This window comes from Ideonella sp. (genome assembly GCF_036277275.1).
In the GTDB taxonomy this organism is placed as follows: Bacteria; Pseudomonadota; Gammaproteobacteria; order Burkholderiales; family Burkholderiaceae_C; genus Ideonella.
In genome coordinates this window covers 26,026-45,387 of the sequence record NZ_DASUNH010000117.1, presented here as the reverse complement: position 1 = coordinate 45,387, position 19,362 = coordinate 26,026, and the positions used below count along the sequence as shown (strand labels likewise).

Annotated in this window: 14 protein-coding genes; 10 read left to right on the top strand and 4 right to left on the bottom strand. The window is 68.4% G+C overall.

Features of this window, described 5'->3' with window-relative positions:
• Nucleotides 1–139 precede the first annotated feature (139 nt).
• Nucleotides 140–2,293, bottom strand: a complete 2,154-nt coding sequence (locus VFY73_RS19795; protein ID WP_329721988.1) for a TonB-dependent receptor — start codon at nucleotides 2,291–2,293, stop codon at nucleotides 140–142.
• A 449-nt stretch (nucleotides 2,294–2,742) separates the two neighbouring features.
• Between VFY73_RS19795 and VFY73_RS19790 the strand changes: the two genes are divergently transcribed.
• Nucleotides 2,743–4,365 (top strand): DEAD/DEAH box helicase, encoded by a 1,623-nt coding sequence (locus VFY73_RS19790; RefSeq protein ID WP_329721986.1) that lies wholly within the window; start codon nucleotides 2,743–2,745, stop codon nucleotides 4,363–4,365.
• Here VFY73_RS19790 and VFY73_RS19785 read toward each other — a convergent pair.
• Nucleotides 4,275–6,365: a M3 family metallopeptidase gene (locus VFY73_RS19785; RefSeq protein WP_329721984.1), complete on the bottom strand. Its 2,091-nt coding sequence runs from the start codon at nucleotides 6,363–6,365 to the stop codon at nucleotides 4,275–4,277. The two genes, VFY73_RS19790 and VFY73_RS19785, sit on opposite strands and share 91 nt — an antisense overlap.
• Nucleotides 6,366–6,492: 127 nt before the next feature.
• Here VFY73_RS19785 and VFY73_RS19780 point away from each other — a divergent pair, with 127 nt between their 5' ends.
• From VFY73_RS19780 to VFY73_RS19755, 6 genes are all read left to right on the top strand, one after another.
• Complete coding sequence (locus VFY73_RS19780) at nucleotides 6,493–7,578, top strand: oxidoreductase (RefSeq protein ID WP_329721982.1); 1,086 nt, start codon at nucleotides 6,493–6,495, stop codon at nucleotides 7,576–7,578.
• Nucleotides 7,575–8,165, top strand: a complete 591-nt coding sequence (locus VFY73_RS19775) for a GNAT family N-acetyltransferase (RefSeq protein ID WP_329721979.1) — start codon at nucleotides 7,575–7,577, stop codon at nucleotides 8,163–8,165. The genes VFY73_RS19780 and VFY73_RS19775 overlap by 4 nt, the downstream gene beginning before the upstream one ends.
• Before the next feature lie 67 nt (nucleotides 8,166–8,232).
• A complete protein-coding gene (locus VFY73_RS19770; protein ID WP_329721977.1) occupies nucleotides 8,233–8,799 on the top strand; it encodes a YaeQ family protein in 567 nt (188 codons plus the stop codon).
• 186 nt (nucleotides 8,800–8,985) lie between these two features.
• Nucleotides 8,986–11,067 (top strand): prolyl oligopeptidase family serine peptidase, encoded by a 2,082-nt coding sequence (locus VFY73_RS19765; RefSeq protein WP_414654495.1) that lies wholly within the window; start codon nucleotides 8,986–8,988, stop codon nucleotides 11,065–11,067.
• 46 nt (nucleotides 11,068–11,113) lie between these two features.
• A complete protein-coding gene (locus VFY73_RS19760) occupies nucleotides 11,114–11,764 on the top strand; it encodes a cytochrome c oxidase assembly factor Coa1 family protein (protein ID WP_329721973.1) in 651 nt (216 codons plus the stop codon).
• 40 nt (nucleotides 11,765–11,804) lie between these two features.
• The gene (locus tag VFY73_RS19755) at nucleotides 11,805–12,737 is read left to right on the top strand and encodes a glutaminase (RefSeq protein WP_329721971.1); all 933 of its coding nucleotides are present in this window, start codon (nucleotides 11,805–11,807) and stop codon (nucleotides 12,735–12,737) included.
• 12 nt (nucleotides 12,738–12,749) lie between these two features.
• Here VFY73_RS19755 and VFY73_RS19750 read toward each other — a convergent pair whose 3' ends face one another.
• A complete protein-coding gene (locus tag VFY73_RS19750) occupies nucleotides 12,750–14,456 on the bottom strand; it encodes a long-chain fatty acid--CoA ligase (RefSeq protein WP_329721969.1) in 1,707 nt (568 codons plus the stop codon).
• Between the two features lie 222 nt (nucleotides 14,457–14,678).
• Between VFY73_RS19750 and VFY73_RS19745 the strand changes: the two genes are divergently transcribed.
• The 3 genes from VFY73_RS19745 (at nucleotide 14,679) to VFY73_RS19735 (ending at nucleotide 18,215) form a co-directional block, all read left to right on the top strand.
• Nucleotides 14,679–15,218, top strand: coding sequence for a hypothetical protein (locus VFY73_RS19745; RefSeq protein ID WP_329721967.1), 540 nt, complete (start codon nucleotides 14,679–14,681; stop codon nucleotides 15,216–15,218).
• 66 nt (nucleotides 15,219–15,284) lie between these two features.
• Nucleotides 15,285–15,815: a molybdopterin-dependent oxidoreductase gene (locus VFY73_RS19740; protein WP_329721965.1), complete on the top strand. Its 531-nt coding sequence runs from the start codon at nucleotides 15,285–15,287 to the stop codon at nucleotides 15,813–15,815.
• Nucleotides 15,816–15,887: 72 nt separating this feature from the next.
• The gene (locus VFY73_RS19735; RefSeq protein ID WP_329721963.1) at nucleotides 15,888–18,215 is read left to right on the top strand and encodes an ATP-binding protein; all 2,328 of its coding nucleotides are present in this window, start codon (nucleotides 15,888–15,890) and stop codon (nucleotides 18,213–18,215) included.
• A 27-nt stretch (nucleotides 18,216–18,242) separates the two neighbouring features.
• On the opposite strand, the gene murB is transcribed toward VFY73_RS19735, so the two are convergent.
• Nucleotides 18,243–19,280 carry a UDP-N-acetylmuramate dehydrogenase gene (gene murB / locus VFY73_RS19730; protein ID WP_329721961.1) on the bottom strand — a complete coding sequence of 346 codons (1,038 nt, stop codon included), beginning with the start codon at nucleotides 19,278–19,280 and terminating at the stop codon, nucleotides 18,243–18,245.
• Between the last annotated feature and the right edge of the window lie 82 nt (nucleotides 19,281–19,362).

Below are 19,362 nucleotides of genomic sequence, written 5' to 3'. Positions count from 1 at the left end.
TGCCATCGACGAATACGTCGCTCACCACAATACCGACCCCAAGCCGTTCATCTGGACCAAGAGCGCGCGCGACATCCTGCAGAAGGTCATTCGGGCAAATAGCCGCTTAAGTTCCAAACAGAACGAAACACTGCACTAGCTAGAGCTTCATCTCCAGCTGGAGCCGCCAGTTCATGAAGGTCGACGCCACCGTGTCGGCCCGCTCTTGTTCCACCAGGCTCACCGTCTGTGCATCTTGCTGCAGCAGGTTGCTGGCCGTCACGCGCAGGCGCATCGCCGGGTTGATCGTCCACAGCACATAGGCATCGAAAACACGCTTGGCCGATTGCGTCAGCCACTGTTCGGCAGCCAATCGCGTGGTGTAGCCGGGTGTGTAGTTGAAGTTGCCGCCAGTCGTCAGCGGTGTACCGGGCCATCGGTAGTCGGCGCCGAAATTGGCGGTACCGCCGGGCTGTGAATCGAGCCGGTTGTTGGGGCCGGGCACGCTGTCGACCTTGGAGCGGAACACGCTGACGTTGGCGCGCAAGTCGACCGCCGGTGCGTCATCCACCAGATCGCTGAGGCGGAACTTGGCCTCCAGCTCGACGCCCTGCGTGGTCGCCTTGCCCACGTTCTGCGGCCGGGCGACCCAGCGCGGCTCGTCGAAGTCGGGCACGTCTTCGAGCGTGGTCAACGTGCGCATCAGGTCGCGGATGCGGCGGTGGAACACGTTCGCGCTGAACATGCCGCCGCTGGGCAGGTAGTGCTCATACGCGAGGTCGATGCCGGTGGCCAATTCGGGCCGAAGGTTGGGGTTGCCCGCACGGTCGGGCTTGGTCTCTGAGTTCTCGCCCAACGGGTCACGCGACGACACACTGTAGTGGCCCAGCAAGTTCTGCAGCGTCGGCGCCCGGTAGCTGCGCGTCAGGCTCATGCGGACCTGGTCGCGGCTCTTCGGCTCGGGCCGCCACACTGCGTGCAGCAGTGGCGTCCATACGCTTGACCGATTGCGCGCGTCGGGCGTGTTCTCACTCTCGCCTTCAGTGGTGATGCCCTCCCAGCGCAAGCCCGCATGGGCTGCCCATTGCGGCGTCAGGTTCCACTCGTCTTGCACGTAGAACGCCAAGCGCTGGGTCGATGCGCGCAGGCTGTCCTGCGTGTTGATCAAAGGGTCGGGCGAGGCGCTGCTGACCAGCAGCGTGCTGCTGTCTTCGGCGCGACGGCCCATGTCGACCTCGGCACCGGCGACCAGGTTGTTCGACTCCCCCATCAGCAGCGTGTACTTGGCGTTGAGGTGGCCGGTCTGCTCGCGCGAGTCGGTGTCTTCGTTCAGACGCGTGGTCTCGGCGCCGTTCAAGTACTGGTGTCGCTCGGATTCGCTGCGCGACTGCGACGCACCGACGCCACCACGCCACTCCATGCGCCCCTCGCCGAGCCGATGCCGCCACTGCCCGTTCAGGCGCGCCAGCATGAACCGGCTCTCGCTGTCGCCGGCACTGTGGTCGTAGTCATCGAAATCGGGCGGCTCGGTGCCGGAATGGTCGAGCGTCGACGAGCGTCTGCCCTCACCTTCCGAGAACACCAGCAGCGGCATCAGCATCAGCGACGCACCGTCTTCCATTGGCCACTGCAGCCGGGCGTTGAAGTGCAGGCCATGGCGGCGATCGCTCGATTGGTTGGCTTCGACCTGCGTGAAATCCGAATCGAGCGACGTCGTGGTCACCACGCTCTGGTCCTCGTTTCGCCGCACCCAGGCGTTCAGCGTCACGTTGTAGTTGAGGTCGCCCCACTTGTCGTCGCGCGTCCACGAGACACCGGGCGACACGATGCCGTTCTCAAGCCCGAAGCCCAGCTTCAGGTCATTGAGCCGCTTGCGAAAGCCTTCTCGCGTGATGATGTTGATGGTGCCGGCCACGGCGCGGGCGCCGGTCTCGGCCGTCGGCGCGCGCAAGATCTCGATGCGCTCGACCATCTCGGGGTCGATGGAGTCGAGCGACACCCCCCCTTGCACGCGCTCGCCGTCGAGCAGGATCTGCGTGTAGCCGCTGCCCAGGCCGCGCATGCGGATCTGCCCGCCGCGGCCAGGTCTGCCGCCGATCGTGACGCCGGGCAGGCGCTTCAGGACCTCGCCCAATGACGCATCGCCGAAGCGCTCGATCTCGTCACGGCCGACGATGATCTTGGCCGCAGTCGACTGCCGGCGCTGTTCGCCCTCGTTCTGGCGCTCGCCCGTCACTTCCACCCGCTGAGCGGCATCCGCCGAAGGTGCGGCCGGCACAGCCGGCGGCGGCGCTATCGGATGGGCCTGCGCCATGGCCAAGGCCGGTGAGCACAGCGACAGCGCGAGCGGCCAGCCGACGGCATGGCGGCGGAAAAACGGGGGAAGCGAAGACGAGACGACGGACAGTTCAGCGTGGTCCGCCCGGCACGCGGGTCGTAAAGAGGGCATTGGGCGTCAGGATGAAGTGTGGATTTTGTGTGAATGTGTCTGGGTGTCGCTTGAATCACTCGCACAACATCGGGGTTTACGATATACTTCGCGGTTGCACTGAGGCTGCCAAGCCCATTGCACGCAGTTCATCCCCTCTGACCTCCCCTCTGGTGAGTCGGCCGCTTGAAGTTGATTCGAGCGATATGCCTCACCCATGTTGAAAGTCCTCGCGCCTGAATTGATTTCAGGTGGCAGACAAGCGGTCGGCGGCGATGTTTTTCATTAGCCCCACCGCTCGCCGTACCGCCATGGTCCGGCGGCTAGGACTTTTCATGACTTTCGAATCGCTCGGCCTCGACGAGGCCCTGTTGCGCGCGCTCAAGGCAGCCAACTACGAAAACCCCACCGACGTGCAGGCCCGCGCCATCCCGGCCGCCTTGGCCGGCAAGGACCTTCGCGTGTGCTCGAACACCGGCAGCGGCAAGACCGCGGCCTTCGTGCTGCCCGCGCTGATGAAGGTGATCGAGGCCCGCAAGGACCCGGCGCAAAAGCCGCAGCGCGGCGTCGTGCGCGGCCCGCGCATCCTCGTGCTGGTGCCCACCCGTGAACTCGCGATGCAGGTCTGCAAGGCCGCATCCGACTACGGTCGCCACGTGCAGTTCCTGTCGGTCACCACCGTCGTCGGCGGCGTGCCCTACCCGGCCCAGTTGAAGGCGCTGCGCAGCCCGCTGGACATCCTGGTCGCCACCCCCGGCCGTCTGATCGACCATCTGGGCAGCGGCAAGGCCGTGCTCGAGAACGTCGAGATGCTGGTGCTGGACGAAGCCGACCGCATGCTGGACATGGGCTTCATCGAAGACATCGAGCACATCGCCCAGGCCCTGCCCGAAAAGCGCCAGACGCTGATGGCCAGTGCCACCTTTGACGGCGAAGTCGGCCAGTTGGCCCAGCGCCTGCAGCGTCCGGACGTCGAGCGCATCCAGATCACCGGCCACACGGCCAAGCACGAGAACATCGCGCAGCAGCTGATGTGGGCCGACGACCTCGACCACAAGCACGCGCTGCTCGACTCGCTGCTGACCGATCGCGAGGTCGATCAGGCCGTCGTCTTCACCAGCACCCAGATCGACGCCGACCGCCTGGCCGATCGCCTGCACGAGATGGGCCACAAGGTCGCATCGCTGCACGGCGGCATGCCGCAAGGCCGCCGCAACCGCGTGCTGCAAGGCCTGCGCTCGCGCCAGCTGCGCATCCTGGTCGCCACCGACGTCGCCGCGCGCGGCATCGACGTGCCGACGATCAGCCACGTCATCAACTACGGTCTGCCGCTGAAGGCCGAAGACTACGTGCACCGCATCGGCCGCACCGGCCGTGCCGGCCGCTCGGGCCGTGCCGTGACGCTGGCCGAGCGCCGCGACGTGCCGATGATCCGCCGCATCCAGCACTACACGACGCAGCCGATCCCGGTCGCGACGGTCGAAGGCCTGGAGCCGCAGCGCCCCGCGCCGGAAACGATGCAGCGCCCGCCGCGCAGCGGCGCCCCGCGCGGCAAGTCAGGCGGCGGCTACGGCCGTGTCGGCGACTACTTCAACAACCACCGTGGCGGCCCGCGCCACAACGACCGTGGCCATGGTGGCGGCTACCAAGGCCAGCAGGCCCATGGCGACCGCTTCGGCGGTGATCGCCGTCCGCCGGCCGACCGCAGCCCGTTCGAGCACCGCGAGCGCCCGGCTTTCGACCAGCAGCGCCCGGCCTTCGAACACCGTGAGCGCCCGGCTTTCGAGCACCGCGACCGCGGTGACCGGCCTGGCTTCGTGCGCGCTGACGCGCCGCCGCGCCATGACCGTGCGCCGCAGCGCCCGGCTCACGTGGCGGCGAAGTTCTCGCCTTCGAGCAAACCGCGCTTCGACAACAAGGGCTCCAGCGCCGGCAAGCGGCCGCGGAAGTCGGTGTAAGCCTGCTGGGGCGGCACCGTGTCGCCCACGGCATAGATGTGGCGGTGCAAGCGCGCCGCCACGTCCGCATCAAAGGGGTTCCCGACCTCTTCAAAGGCGCCGAAAGCATCGGCGTCCAGCACCTCGGCCCAGAGGTACACGTAGTAGCCGCAGGCATAGCTCGAGCCGGCGAACACGTGTTGAAAGTGCACCAGCCGGTGCCGCATCCCCACCGCGGGCGGCATGCCGAGCCGGGCCAGTTCGTCTCGCTCGAACACGCAGATGTCGTCCGGCGCCGCGTCGTCCGTGCGCGCATGCAGCGCCAGATCGACCAGCGCGCTGCCGAGGTAGCTCACCGTATCGAAGCCCTGGCCCCAACGCTGCGCGGCCTGCAATCGATCGATCAACGCCTGCGGGATCGGCTCGCCGGTCTGCCAGTGGCGGGCGTGCTTCGAGAGCACCTCGGGCTGGCTCAGCCAGTGTTCGAACAGCTGCGACGGCAGCTCGACGAAATCGCGCAGCACCTGGGTGCCGGCCAAACGGTGGTAGGTGACGTTCGACAGCAGCCCGTGCAGGCCATGACCGAACTCGTGGAACAGCGTGCGCGCGTCGTCGAACGACAGCAGCGTCGGCTCGCCCGGCGCCGCCTTCGCGAAGTTGTTGTTGTTGACGATGATCGGCGCCGGCACGCCGCGGTTTTTCGACTGGTAGTTGAAGTCGCTCATCCACGCACCCGAGCGTTTGCTCTGGCGCGCGAAGTTGTCGTGCAGGAAAAGACCCGCGCTGCGGCCTGCGCCGTCGAACATCTCGTAGGCCTTGACGTCCGGGTGGTAGGCCTTGACCTCGGGCCTCGGCTCGAAGCGCACGCCGAACAGGCGCTGCGCACAGTCGAACAAGGCCTGCACCATGTTGTCCAGCGAGAAGTACGGCTTCAGCTCGGCCTCGTCGATGGCGTAGCGGACCTGGCGCACCTTCTCTGACCAGTAGCGCCAGTCCCAGGCCTGGGGTTCGCCCTGGATGTGGTGCGTGCGCATCATCGCGATCAACGCCTGGCGCTCACGCTCGGCCGCGGGGAGCGCGCGGCGCCAGACCTCGTTCAACAGTTGCCTGACGGCGCCCTGCTCACCGGCCATCGTGTCGGCCAGCGCGTAGTCGGCGTAGCTGGTGCAACCGTGCGCGGCGGCCTGCTGTTGGCGCAGTTGCAGGATCTCTCTGGCCAGTGCGCGGTTGTCGGTCGACCCACCCGATTCGCCGCGGCCGACCCAGGCGCGCCAGGCGGCCTCACGCAGGTCGCGCCGCTCCGAAAACGTCAGGAACGGTACGATCAGTGAGCGGTTCAGCGTCACCACATGGCTGCCCTCGGGCAGGCCCCGCTCGGCGGCCGCCTGGCGCGCGGCCGCGCGCACGAAGCCGGGCAGACCGGCCAGGTCGGCCTCGCCGTTCAGGTGCAGCAGGTAGCTCGACTCGTCCGCCAACACGTTCTGCGCGAAGCGGGTGGTCAGCGTGGCCAGCTCTTGCATGATCGCCGAGTAGCGCGCCTGCGCCGCAGCGTCGAAACGGGCGCCGGAGCGCACGGCATCGTCGTGCAGGCGTTCGAGCAGGCGCAATGCCTCGGGAGTCAGGCCCAGGCTCGCACGCTCGGCGTGCAATGCGTCCAGGCGCCGGAACACGCCGGCGTGCATCTTCACCGCGCTGTCGTGCGCGGCCAGCGGTGCGGCCATCTCGCGCTGTACCGCCTGCAAGGCCGGTGAGGTTTCCGATGCGGTCAGGTTGCCGAGCACCGCCTCCAGCCTGTACAGCAACGCGCCCGCGCGGTCGAACGCCGCCACGGTGTTGTCAAAGCTCGGTGGCTCGGCCTGCGCACCGATCGCGTCCAACTCGGCCAGGTGCTGCCGCATCGCCTCGGCCAGCGCCGGCGCAAAGTGCTCGGGGCGGATCCGGTCGAACGGCGGCAAGCCGAACGGGCCGGTCCAGTTTGCGAGCAGCGGGTTGGGGATCGGTACAGCAGTGGTGGAGGGCATGAGCGGCGGCTGGATGTCAATTTGATGGCGGGGATGATGCCATCGGGCGCCCAAAGCCGCCCTCGCCAATCACCCCAGTGCCCGCCCCGGCTTCGTGCCGCGGCGCCAGGGCTCGCACAATCGGCTCATGTCCGCCTCCACCTCCACGCCGGTCCGCACCGGCCTGATCGGCTTCGGCTATGCCGGCCGCACCTTCCACGCCCCGCTGCTGCGCACCACGCCTGGGCTGGCGCTGGTGGCGGTGGCCAGCTCGCAAACCGCCGCGGTGCAGGCCGCGCTGGGCCTGCAGGTGGCCATCGAGCCGGACGCTGCCACGCTGCTGCGCCGCGACGACATCGAGCTGGTGGTGATCGCCACGCCGAACGACAGCCACCACCCGCTGGCGCTGGCGGCCCTGCGCGCCGGCAAGGCCGTGGTGGTCGACAAACCCTTCGCGCTGACCACCGACCAAGCCGAAGAACTGGTGCGCGAGGCCGAGCAACGCAACCTGTTGCTCAGCGTGTTCCACAACCGCCGTTGGGACGGCGATTTCCTGACCGTGCGCCAGCTGCTGGCCAGCGGCCAGCTGGGTCGCATCGTGCACGCCGAGCTGCACTTCGACCGCTTCCGCGGCCAGGTGCGCGAACGCTGGCGCGAGTCGACCGCAGCCGGCGGCGGGCTGTGGATCGACCTCGGGCCGCACCTGATCGACCAGGCGCTGCAGCTGTTCGGCACCCCCGAGACCCTCTACGCCGACATCGCCTCGGTGCGCGATGGCGCCGTCGCCGACGACTGGTTCCACGCCCAGCTGCGGTATGTCGATGGGCTGCGCGTCACGCTGCACGCCAGTGCGCTGGCCGCGCACACCGGTGCGCGCTTCGTGCTGCACGGCACGCGCGGCGGCTACCGCAAATGGGGGCTGGATTGCCAGGAGGACAGGCTGAAAGCCGGCGAACAACCCGACCCGGCCCACCTGGCGGATTGGGGTGCCGACCCGCAAGCCGGCGAGCTGGCACTGTGGCGAGCCGAAGAACCCGGTGACGTGCTCGAGAGCCGCTTGCTGCCAACCCGCAACGGCCGGTACCCGGACTATTACAGCGGCGTCTGCGCCGCGCTGCGCAGTGGAGCGCCGAACCCGGTACCGCCGCGCGAGGCGTTGACGGCAATGCGGCTGCTGGACCTGGGCCGGCGCAGTGCGGCGGAACGGCGCGAACTGCCGGTCGAGGAAGCATGAAGCTCGACATCCACCCACTGACACCCGAGCGCTGGCCCGACCTCGAAGCCATCTTCGCGGCCCGGGGCTGCTCGGTCGCACGCAGCTGCTGGTGCATGTACTACCGCCACACCGGCGAACCCGCCCCCTTGCCCGCCGGAACGACGGGCGCCCAGGCCAACCGTGCCGAATTGAAGGCGCTGGTCGACGCCGGGCGGCCGGTTGGCCTGATCGGCTACCGCGGCGACACGCCCGTCGGCTGGGTCTCGCTCGGCCCGCGTGAAGACTTCGCCAAGCTGCGGCGCTCGCCGGTGATGAAGCCTGTCGACGAGCAGCCGGTGTGGTCGATCATCTGCTTCGTCGTTCCGGCGGAACACCGCGGCCAAGGGGTGGCCAGTGCCTTGTTGAAAGGCGCCGTCGTGTGGGCGAAGACGCTGGGCGTGTCGCTGCTCGAGGCCTACCCGATGGACAAACCCGGTCGCGCCGCCGACGACTCGATGTGGTTCGGCGCCAAAGCGATGTACGACCGCGCCGGCTTCCGCGAAGTGGCACGCCGCAAGCCCCAACGGCCGATCGTGCGCCTGAAGGTGGTGCCGACTTCGGCTTGATTGGCGGCGATGGCGTGGCGGGTTGATACCATCCGCCGCCCCACGCCTTCTCGTGGCTTCCTGCACCATGGCTCTCAAATCGACCGTCTTCAAGGCCCAGTTGCAAATCGCCGACATGGACCGCGCGCTTTACGCCGACCATGCGCTGACGCTGGCCCGCCACCCCTCGGAAACCGACGAACGCATGATGATGCGGCTGCTGGCGTTCGCGCTCGCGGTGCCGGCCGACACCGACCGCGGCGCGCTCGAGTTCGCCGCCGGCCTGTCGGACACCGACGAGCCCGACCTGTGGCAGAAAGACCTGACCGGCGCGCTGGTGCAGTGGATCGAGGTCGGCCAGCCCGACGACCGCCGCCTGGCCAAGGCCTGCGGCCGCGCCGAGCGGGTGCGCATCTGGTCGTACAGCAGCTCGACCCCGATCTGGTGGAGCGGCATCGAAAACAAGGTCGCGCGCCTGGCCAACCTCGAGGTCTGGCAGATCGACGCGGCCGAAAGCCAGGCGCTGGCGGCCATGGCCGAGCGCAGCATGCAGCTGCAGGTGACCGTGCAAGAAGGCCATATCTATGTCGGCAACGGCCGCGATTCGGTCGCGTTGGAACCTCGGCGCCTGAAAGAGATCCAGACACGGCGTTGAAGGCTGCGCGACGCTGACCGATCTTGATCGGTTGGTCGCCGGGGCTCGCCTATCATCCGCCGCGCTGGCCCGACCCGATGGGCCGGCACCTCTCGCTACCCGCGACCTCCCACCTCGCTGCCCATGTCCAAACACCTGCTCACCACGCTCGCCGCCACGCTGATCGGCGCCGCGGGCCCTTCTGCCATGGCCCAGACCTCCAGCCCGACCACGCCCGCCCCCGCCACCGCGGCTGCAGACCCGTACCTGTGGCTCGAAGATGTGACCGGCGAACGGGCGCTGACCTGGGTGCGCGAGCGCAACGCCGTGTCGCGTCCGCTGCTCGAAGCCCACCCGGATTTCCAAGCCAACCGCAAGCGCTTCAAGGAGATCCTCGACTCCAAGGAAAGCATCCCCGTCGCCACCCATCAGGGCGGCTGGCTCTACAACTTCTGGCGCGACGAGCAGCACCCGCGTGGTCTGTGGCGGCGCGCCACGCTGGCCGAATATCGCAAACCCCAACCAGCCTGGGACGTCGTTCTCGACCTCGACGCATTGGCCAAGGCCGAGAACGAGAGCTGGGTCTGGGCCGGCGCGAACTGCCTTGGCGGCGGCTCGACGCGTTGTCTGATCTCGCTGTCGCGCGGCGGCGCCGATGCCAGCGTCGTGCGCGAGTTCGATCTCGCCACGCGTCGCTTCGTCGAGGGTGGCTTCGCGCTGCCCGAAGCCAAGAGCTCGCTCGAATGGCTCGACGAGAACACCACCTTCGTCGGCACCGACTTCGGCCCCGGTTCGCTGACCGATTCGGGCTACCCGCGCGTGATCAAGCGCTGGAAGCGTGGCGAGCCGCTGTCGGCTGCCGTCACCGTCTACGAAGGCCAGGCAACCGACGTGTCGGCCTTTGCCAGCGTCGACCACACGCCCGGTTTCGAACGCGTGGTCTTCGGCCGCTCGCCCGATTTCTTCAGCACCGAGATGGCGCTCTGGCAGGGCGACAAGGCGGTGACGATCGACAAGCCTGCCGACGCCCAGCTGGGCTTTTGGCGTGATCTGGTGATGATCGAGCTGCGCAGCGACTGGACGGTCGGTGGCCGCACCTGGCCCCGCGGCTCGTTGCTGGTGGCCGACGCCGCCGGCTACCTGCGCGGCGAACGCAAGTTCACCGCCTTGTTCACGCCGACGGCCAGCCGCTCGATGGCCGGCTATTCCACCACCCGCAGCCAGGTGCTGGTGAACGTGCTGGACAACGTGTCCGGCCGTGCCGAAGCCTGGCACCGCGACACCAAGGGCTCGTGGGTCAAGAAGGACATCGTCGCGCCCTACCCCGGCACGCTGCGCGTCAACGGGCTGCACGACCCGCAGGTCAAGAACGATCCGCTGGCCGAGAATTTCTTCGCCAGCTACACCGACTTCCTGACACCCGACACGCTCTCGCTGGGCAGCACCGGCAACGACACGCTGGAGAAGTTGAAAGCCCGCCCGACCTTCTTCGACGCCGCCGGCATGAAAGCGGAGCAGCGCTTCGCCACCTCGAAAGATGGCACCAAGGTGCCCTACTTCATCGTCTGGCCCAAGGGCGCGAAGGCCGACGGCAGCAACCCGACGCTGCTCTATGGCTACGGCGGCTTCGAGGTCTCGATGAATCCGTCGTACTCGGGCGCGATCGGCAACGGCTGGTACAACAAGGGCGGCGTCTTCGTGCTGGCCAACATCCGTGGCGGCGGCGAGTTCGGCCCCGGGTGGCACCAAGCCGCGATCAAGCAGAACAAGCAAAAGAGCTACGACGACTTCATCGCCGTGGCCGAGGACCTGATCGCGACCAAGGTCACCGACCCTCGCCACCTCGGCATCGAGGGCGGCAGCAACGGCGGCCTGCTGGTCGGTGCCGTGATGGTGCAGCGGCCCGACCTGTTCAACGCCGTGGTTTGCCAGGTGCCGCTGCTGGACATGCGCCGCTTCAACCAATTGCTGGCCGGCGCGAGCTGGATGGGCGAGTACGGCAACCCGGATATGCCCGACGAGTGGGCCTGGATCTCCAAGTACAGCCCCTACCAGAACCTGAAAGCCAACGCGAAGTACCCGAAGCCGTTGATCATCACCAGCACGCGTGACGACCGGGTTCACCCTGGCCATGCCCGCAAGATGGCCGCGCGCATGATGGAGCAGGGCCACGCGGTGCTGTACCACGAGTACATCGAAGGCGGTCACAGCGCCGCCGCCGACAATGCGCAGCGTGCCGACCGCCAGGCGCTGGAATTCGCGTACTTGTGGCAGCAATTGGGACGCTGACACCACCCAGGCCCCGCGAGGGGCCTTTCTTTTGAACCCGACAGCGATGGAAAACACCTCCGGTCAAGGCGCCAGCGCCGCCGTTCCTGCGGAGATCGACCGCTGGAATTGGGGCGCGTTCCTGCTGAACTGGATCTGGGGCATCGGCAACAACACGCTGATGGCCTTGTTGATGTTCGTGCCGCTCGTCAACATGGTGATGGTCATCGTCCTGGGCGTCAAAGGCAGCGCCTGGGCCTGGCGGAACAAGAAGTGGGACAGCGTCGAGCAGTTCCAGCGCGTTCAGCGCAGCTGGGCCAAGTGGGGCGTGATCGTCTGGCTGGCCTTCATCGCGCTCGGCATCGCGCTGTTCTTCGGCGCCACGGCTGCGATGAAGGACAGCGAAGCCTACAAGCTGGCGGTGCTGCGGCTGGAAACCGACGAGCGCGCGCTGGCCGTGATCGGCAAGCCGTTGTCGAGCGGCTTGCCGATGGGCGAGATCCACCTCTCGGGGCCGAACGGCCACGCCAGCCTGTCGTTCAGCGTGGAAGGCCCGAACGGCAAAGGGATGGCCCATGTCGAGGCCGCTGCCTTGCTGGGCGAGTGGGAACTGCTTCGCCTCGTGCTGGTGCCGGACAGTTCGGGCCACCGCATCAACTTGATGCCTCCTTCATCCGGCCAGATGCCCGAGCGGGACGACGGCAGCCTGTCCTCCTAAACTCTGCCGGCCGCCACCTTGGCCCACTGACTCCGCCATCTTGAGCACCACCGCCCCCGTCGACTACCAGGCCGTCCTCAACCAGATCCACGCCGAAGTCCAGCCGCTGCTGGGCCGTGGCCAAGTGGCCAACTACATCCCGGAGCTGGCCAAGGTCCGGGGCGACCATTTCGGCATGGCGGTCGTCACGCTGGACGGCGATGTCTCGAGTTGCGGCGATGCCCGCATCCCGTTCTCGATCCAGTCGGTGTCGAAACTGTTCGCGCTGACGCTGGCCTACCAGTGTGAAGGCGACGCGCTGTGGGCGCGCGTCGGGCGGGAGCCTTCCGGCTCGGCTTTCAACTCGCTGGTACAGCTCGAAACCGAGCAAGGCAAGCCGCGCAACCCGTTCATCAACGCCGGCGCGCTGGTCGTCACCGATGTGTTGTGTACCCGCTTCGTCAACCCCGAGACCGCGCTGGTCGAGTTCGTGCGTCGCTTGACCGGCAACGCGACGATCCAGTACGACGACCGTGTTGCGCGCAGCGAGCTGGCCACCGGGTTTCGCAACCGTGCGATGGCGAATTTCATGCGCAGCTTCGGCAACCTGGTCAATCCGGTCGACGAGGTGATCGACGCCTACTGCCGCCATTGCGCAATCAGCATGGACAGCGTGGACCTGGCCCGTGCGGTGGCCTTCCTGGCCAACGGCGGTGTCAACCCGTGGAACGGCGAGACGATCATCGACGCCAGCTCGGCCAAGCGCCTGTCGGCGCTGATGCTGACCTGCGGCACCTACGACGCGGCCGGCGACTTCGCCTACCGGGTCGGCATCCCGTGCAAGAGCGGTGTCGGCGGCGGCATCGTCGGCCACATCCCCAGCAGGCTCGGCGTCTGCGTCTGGTCGCCGGAACTCGAGCCCTCGGGCAACTCGCTGGCCGGCAGCCATGCACTGGAGCGCTTCACGACGCTGACCGGGCAGTCGCTGTTCTGAGCGGAGCGTGCGTCAAGCCTGGGCGTCCACCGCCTGCTGCTGCTCCTGCAGCAGCCGCCACATCACCTTGCCCGAGCCCGACTTGGGCAAGTTGTCGACGAACTGCACGATCCGTGGTGCCTTGTAGGCCGCCATGTGGTCGCGGGCCCAGTCGATCACGTCCTGCTCAGTGACCTTGCCCCGGCTTTCAGCGCGCAGCACGACGATGGCCTTGACCGTTTCGCCGCGGTAGGCATCTCTCGCCGCGATCACGCAGGCTTCGGCAACGGCCGGGTGGCCGTACAGCAGCAGCTCAACCTCCGATGGCCAGACCTTGTAGCCGCTGGCATTGATCATGCGTTTGAGCCGGTCGGTCAGGAAGAAGTAACCGTCCTCGTCCATGCGGCCCAGGTCCCCGGTGCGGAAGTACTGGCGGCCGTCTTTCTCGACGAACGCAGCCTCGGTCGCATCCGGGTGCTTCCAGTAGCCCTTGAAGACCATCGGGCCGCTGGTGATGATTTCGCCGGTCTCGCCGACGGGCAGCTCCAGCAGCGTCGCTGGGTCGACCACCATCGAATCGACGCCGAAGATCGGCATGCCCAGGCATTGCAGCTTGGCGCGTTCGGGCGGGTTGGCATGGCTCGGTGCCGCGGTCTCGGTCAGGCCATAGCCTTCGGCAAAGCTCAGGCCGAATTCGTCGAGCAGCCGCTGCGCCACCGCCTCGGGCATCGCTGCGCCCCCGCCGGAGAGGTAGACCAGGCTCGACAGGTCGAAGCTCTTGTAGTTGGGGCTGCCGAACAGGTCGATGATCATTGTCGGGATGCAGGTCCAGTGCGTGACCCGGTAGTGCGAGATCAGCCGTCCGGCCAGCTCGCGGTCCCAGCGCGGCAACAGCACCATCGTGACGCCGGTCATCACCGAGCCGATCACGCCGTACATCATCCCGGTGATGTGGAACATCGGCACCACCGCGAGGCTGACCGACTCCGCGGTCGCGTAACCCCACAACGCCCCGCCGACCGCGTTCGGCAGCAACGTGCGGGGGGTGTGCATGCAGCCCTTGGGCAGGCCGGTGGTGCCTGAGGTGTAGGGCAGCAGCACCAGGTCATCGACCGTGGCGGTGGGTGGGCCGGCGGGGGTGAGGCCGGCGCTGAAGGCGTCCACCCAGCGCGTGGCGCCGACGGGCAGCGGCGGGTCGGCGCGCAGCCATTGCTCGATTGCCGGCTGCGGCGTCAAAGCCGAGTCGAACGCGGCGGGCAGCGTGTCGGCATAGCGCGTCACCAGCATCGCCTTCAGGCGCTGCGCCTCGGGCAGGCGGGCATCAGCCTCGGCCACGATGCCGGCGAGATCAGCCGCGCAGATCACGACCTTGGTCTCGGGGTCGGTGATGTAGTGGCCGAACTCGTCGACCCGGTTCATCGGGTTTACCGGTACCACCACCGCATCGGCCCGCATCACCGCATAGAACGCGACCAGATACTGGGGACAGTTCTGCAGGAACAGCGCGACGCGGTCGCCCTTGCCCACGCCCTGCGCCTGCAGCCAGCCGGCCAGCGTTTCGGCCTGGACCTTCAGCTCGGCATAACGCATCGGCTGGCCGAGGAACCACGTGACCACCTTGTTCGGGTAGCGCGCCGCCGAGACCTCGAGGTTGAACCACAGCGTCGTCTCGGGCACGGTCAGCTCCCGTGGCAGGCGGCGCGGCCAGTGCTTCAGGTGCGGGCGATGGGCAGGGGTCATGGCGGGCGGGTCCGATGAGGAGGCGGGCATCGAAGGGAACGCCGGGCTCGGCGCGGTCATGCAAGGGTATAGCCCGGGTAGCGACGCCCCGCCATCGGGGCCACCCGAGTGACCCTTGTCACGCTGGCGACAAAAACTCGCCGCCGGCCCGCGCCAGCGCTACATTCGGACGCAGGGGGCCTGCATGCCTTCGCTTCCTTGAGAGACGCACCGCCTTCGACGATGACGACCTTGCCCTGCGTGATCGACATCGAGGCCTCGGGCTTCGGCCGCGGCAGCTACCCGATCGAGGTCGGCTTCGTGCTGCCCGACGGCTTTGCCCGTTGCACGCTGGTCCGCCCACTCGACGACTGGACCCACTGGGACTGCAACGCCGAACGCCTGCATGGCCTGACGCGCGAACTGCTGCTGCGCCATGGCCGGCCCACGACGGAGGTGGCCGCGCTGCTGAACGAACACCTCGGCGGCTGCAGCGTCTACTGCGACAACTGGGCCCATGACTTCGCCTGGCTGGCCCGGCTGTACGACAGTGCCGAGCTGACACCGGCCTTCCGCCTGCGCCACCTGCGCGAGCTGCTGAACGAACAACAGATCGAACGCTGGGATGTTGCCTGTGCACGAGCCCGGGCCGGCCTGCGCATCGACCGCCATCGCGCGAGCAACGATGCCCGCGTGCTGCAAAAGGCGCTCGGCAGCCTGCACGCAGGCGGCAATGCCCCGCCCTGCGCGGCGCCACCGCATTCGCCACCGCGCGCCGCCTAGAATTCTTCGACGCCGTTCCATGGTGCGGGGCTTGCCGCATCGCCTGTTTTTTTTCCGGTTCACGCCATGCGCCACCTCTTGCTGAGCCGCCGTCGATGCCTGGTGGGTCTGCTGGCCTGCGGGGCGGCGCGCGCCGCCGACACCGGGGCACCACCACCGCTGGCTGCGCCGCAAGGCAAGGTCGTCTTGTCGATCAGCGGCCAGATCACCCGCCGCAACACCCCCGGTCGAGCCGACTTCGATCTCGACATGCTGGCCGCGTTGCCGCAGCGCCAGCTCGTCACCCACACCCCCTGGCACCAGGGCGCGCAGACATTCACCGGCCCGTTGCTGCGCGACGTGCTCGCGCAGGCCGGCGCCGCGGGCAAGCTGCTGATCGCCGTGGCGCTGAACGACTACCGCTGCGAAATCCCCAGCGAAGACACAACCCGGTACGACGTGGTGCTCGCCCGCCTGCACAACGGCGAGCCGATGCGCGTGCGCGACAAGGGCCCGCTGTTCATCGTCTACCCCTTCGACAGCGACGCGCGGTTGCGCTCGGACCGTTATTACGCCCGCGCGGCCTGGCAATTGCGCAGCCTGATCGTGCAACCGTGAACGGCGCTGCCCGTCGGCCGATCCTGGCGCGGGCCTGCGGGCATCGCGGTCACCGCGTCGCCACACGCGTCCATGGCTGACGTCGAACCCGGCTTGTTTGCCCGTTGGCGCCGATGGGCGGCGCGCCGCCTGGTCTGGGGCGTCGGCGGGGTGCTGGTCGGCATGCTGCTGGGCACGGCCTGGCTGCAAACCCGGCTCGACGGACTCATCGGCCGAGCATCCACCTTGGCCGACAACAACATCACCTGGAGCTTCTTCCAGCTCGAATCCGAATTCCGCGCGCTGCAGGACGCCTTGCGCAGCTTGCCCAGCGACCGGCCGGCACCGGTCGAACAGGCGGCGCGCCTGCGCGAGCGCTACGAGCTCTTCGTCAGCCGCATCACGTTGGTCGACCCGCAGCAGGTCCATGCCGAACTGCCCGGCACCCCGCAGCACCTGGCCACGCTGGCGCGGCTGAACGCCTTCGTCAAACGGGCCGATCCGCTGTTGTCCGACCAGGTCAGCTCACCACTGACGCCGGCCGACGTGGCCTGGCTTCAGGCCGACCTGGACGGGTTGACGATGCCGGTCCACGAACTGTCGCTGATGTCCAGCCAGCTGACGGTGCGGCGCGGCGAGCAGCGCGATCGCGCGCTGCACGAACACCGGCGCACCACGCTGGCCCTGACGCTGCTGCAGGCGCTGGCCACCGTCGGCTTTGCCTTGCTGCTGATGCAACAGCTGCGCGCCGCGTCGCGCCGGCAGGCCGAGCTGGCCGAGCTGGCCCACGGGCTGGACACGGCACGCGCTGCGGCCGAGGTGGCCAACGAAAGCAAGAGTGTCTTCCTGGCCAACATGAGCCATGAGCTGCGCACGCCGTTCAACGGCGTGCTGGGCATGCTGAGCCTGCTCGACGACAGCCGCCTCGACGCTGACCAGCGGCGCTCGCTGCGCACGGCGCGCGAATCCACCGAGCACCTGCTGGCGCTGCTGAACGACATCCTCGATGTGTCGCGGCTGGAACACGGCCGCCTGACCTTGCATCTGGCGCCTGTCGACCTCGCTACGCTGGTCCAGGCGGTACAGACCGTGATGACGCCAGCCGCAGAAGCCAAGGGCCTGAGCCTGGCGGTCGAGATCGACCCGGCAGTGCCAGATGCCGTGATGGCCGACGGCACCCGTCTCAAGCAGGTGCTGTTCAACCTGCTGTCCAACGCCATCAAGTTCACCGACGCGGGCGAGGTGGCGCTGCGGGTGGCGCCAGTAGCGCCCAGGCCCGCCGCACTCGCCGCACTGCCCGGCCAGCAGTGGCTGGCCTTTCGGGTGCGCGACACCGGCATCGGTATCGACGCCGACACCCGCGGTCACCTGTTCGAGCGTTTCATGCAGGCCGACGCCAGCGTGACGCGTGCCCACGGCGGCACCGGCCTGGGGCTGGAGATCTCGCGTGGGCTGGCGCGGTTGATGGGCGGCGACATCCACGTCGAAAGCCGGCCCCACGAAGGCAGCGAATTCAGCCTCGAGCTGCCCTTGTCGGTGCTGGCCGAATGCCCCGAGCCTGCGGCGCCAGCCGAGTCTGCGCCGGCCAAGCAGACGCGGCACCTGCCGCGTCCGCTGGACGTGCTGGTCGCCGAGGACCATTCGATCAACCGCCAGTACGTGGGCACGCTGCTCGAACGCGCCGGCCACAAGGTGCGCTTTGCCGACAACGGGGCCGCCGCGGTGGCCGAGGCCGAGCGCGCGCCGCCCGATCTGGTGCTGATGGACGTGCACATGCCGGTGATGGACGGCCTGAGCGCCACGCGCGCGCTGCGCGCCAAGCCGGCACCGCTGGGCGAGGTGAAGATCGTCGCCGTGACGGCCGACGCCTTCGAGACCACCCGTGAGCGCATGCACGAGGCAGGCGTCGATGGCCACCTGACCAAGCCCTTCATGGTGCCCGAGCTGGAAGCGCTGCTGCTCGACCTGTTCGGCGAAGGCGGCGCACCACCGCACGCCCCTGTGCCGCCAGCGCCCTCACCGGCGCGAATGGATGACCCGGCCCGCAGCCGCACCGCGCCGGCCGCTCCTTCGGGCCCCTTGCCGGCCCTCGAGCTGGCCAGCTTCGGCGAGCTCTGCGGGCTGTTGACGCCCGCCGGCGTGCGCCCGCTGGTGACCAGCTTTTTCGCCGACGACAACCAGATCTACGCGAGCCTGCTGGCCGGCTTGGCGCAGCTCGACCAGGAAGTGCCGGCGCTCGCGCACCGCTTCAAAGGAGCCGCACAGTTGCTGGGCTTCCAGGCCCTGGCCGCCCTGGCCGAGTCGATCGAGCACCGCGCCACGCCGTGGGCCACGCAGGACGCCGAGGCGGCCATCGTCGAGCTGCACCGGGCCTGGGCCACCGCCGAGAAGCTGTGCCGGCGCATCGGCTTTATCGGCTGACGCCGCTCCTGACGCCAATGCAGCGGCCTACACGATCAGCGGTTCCGGCTCCAGCCGGATGCCAAAGCGCCCATAGACGCTCTCCTGGATCGCCTTGGCCAGCGTGACGACCTCGGAGCCGATCGCGCCGCCCTTGTTGACCAACACCAGGGCCTGCTTCTCGTAGACACCGGCGTGGCCGATGGCCTTGCCCTTCCAGCCGCAGGCGTCGATCAGCCAGCCGGCGGCGAGCTTGAACTGGCCGTCGTCCATCGGGTAGTGCACGACGTGTGGGTCGCGGGCAATGATGTCGCGGCACTGCTCGGCCGTGACCAGCGGATTCTTGAAGAAGCTGCCGACGTTGCCGATCTCGGCCGGGTCCGGCAGCTTCGCGCGGCGGATGGCGCAGACCCAGTCGAAAACCGTGCGGGCGTCCGGCGCGCGGTTGCCGGTCTCGGTCATCTTGCGCTCGAGGTCGAGGTAGCCCAGCACCGGCTGCCAGGGCCTGGGCAGGCGCAGGCGAACTCGGGTGATCACGCTCTTGCCGGCCAGACCGCCCTTGAACAGGCTGTCGCGGTAACCGAATTTGCACTGCGCGGCGTTCAGCGTCACCGTGCGACCGGTGACCAGATCGACCGTGTCCAGCGATTCGAAGCGGTCTTGCAGCTCCAGCCCGTAGGCCCCGATGTTCTGCACCGGCGCCGCGCCCACGGTGCCGGGGATCAGCGCGAGGTTCTCGAGCCCGGGCCAGCCCTGGCCGAGCGTCCAGGCGACCAGGTCATGCCAGCGCTCGCCGGCGCCGGCCTCGACGACCACCGAATCAGCGGCCTCGGCCAGGCAGCGCATGCCGCGTACCTCGACCTTCAGCACCAGCTCGGGCATGTCGCGCGTCAGGATGACGTTGCTGCCGCCGCCGAGCACGAACTTCGGCGCCCGGCCCAGTTCGGGGTGGGCCAGCACCCGGCGCACGTCTGCCTCGCTGGTGATGCGCACCAGCCGCCGCGCCGTTGCCGGCAGGCCGAAGGTGTTGTGCTGGCGCAAAGGCGCATCATGCTCGACGGTGATCGCCGTGGAAGGGTCCTGCATGGCAGAATTTTCACCGATCGGCTTGCGCAACCGCTGCGCCGGCCGCCGGCGGTCGTCGTTCACCGCCCCGCCAGGCTCATGG

What these genes read in the sequence shown, in the direction of transcription:
- VFY73_RS19770 (WP_329721977.1), top strand. Translation starts at nt 8,233, where the DNA reads ATGGCTCTCAAATCGACCGTCTTCAAGGCCCAGTTGCAAATCGCCGAC.
- VFY73_RS19745 (WP_329721967.1), top strand. Translation starts at nt 14,679, where the DNA reads ATGACGACCTTGCCCTGCGTGATCGACATCGAGGCCTCGGGCTTCGGC.
- VFY73_RS19795 (WP_329721988.1), bottom strand. Translation starts at nt 2,293, where the DNA reads ATGGCGCAGGCCCATCCGATAGCGCCGCCGCCGGCTGTGCCGGCCGCA.
- VFY73_RS19785 (WP_329721984.1), bottom strand. Translation starts at nt 6,365, where the DNA reads ATGCCCTCCACCACTGCTGTACCGATCCCCAACCCGCTGCTCGCAAAC.
- VFY73_RS19760 (WP_329721973.1), top strand. Translation starts at nt 11,114, where the DNA reads ATGGAAAACACCTCCGGTCAAGGCGCCAGCGCCGCCGTTCCTGCGGAG.
- VFY73_RS19765 (WP_414654495.1), top strand. Translation starts at nt 8,986, where the DNA reads ATGGCCCAGACCTCCAGCCCGACCACGCCCGCCCCCGCCACCGCGGCT.
- VFY73_RS19735 (WP_329721963.1), top strand. Translation starts at nt 15,888, where the DNA reads ATGGCTGACGTCGAACCCGGCTTGTTTGCCCGTTGGCGCCGATGGGCG.
- VFY73_RS19790 (WP_329721986.1), top strand. Translation starts at nt 2,743, where the DNA reads ATGACTTTCGAATCGCTCGGCCTCGACGAGGCCCTGTTGCGCGCGCTC.
- VFY73_RS19780 (WP_329721982.1), top strand. Translation starts at nt 6,493, where the DNA reads ATGTCCGCCTCCACCTCCACGCCGGTCCGCACCGGCCTGATCGGCTTC.
- VFY73_RS19750 (WP_329721969.1), bottom strand. Translation starts at nt 14,456, where the DNA reads ATGACCCCTGCCCATCGCCCGCACCTGAAGCACTGGCCGCGCCGCCTG.
- murB (WP_329721961.1), bottom strand. Translation starts at nt 19,280, where the DNA reads ATGCAGGACCCTTCCACGGCGATCACCGTCGAGCATGATGCGCCTTTG.
- VFY73_RS19740 (WP_329721965.1), top strand. Translation starts at nt 15,285, where the DNA reads ATGCGCCACCTCTTGCTGAGCCGCCGTCGATGCCTGGTGGGTCTGCTG.
- VFY73_RS19775 (WP_329721979.1), top strand. Translation starts at nt 7,575, where the DNA reads ATGAAGCTCGACATCCACCCACTGACACCCGAGCGCTGGCCCGACCTC.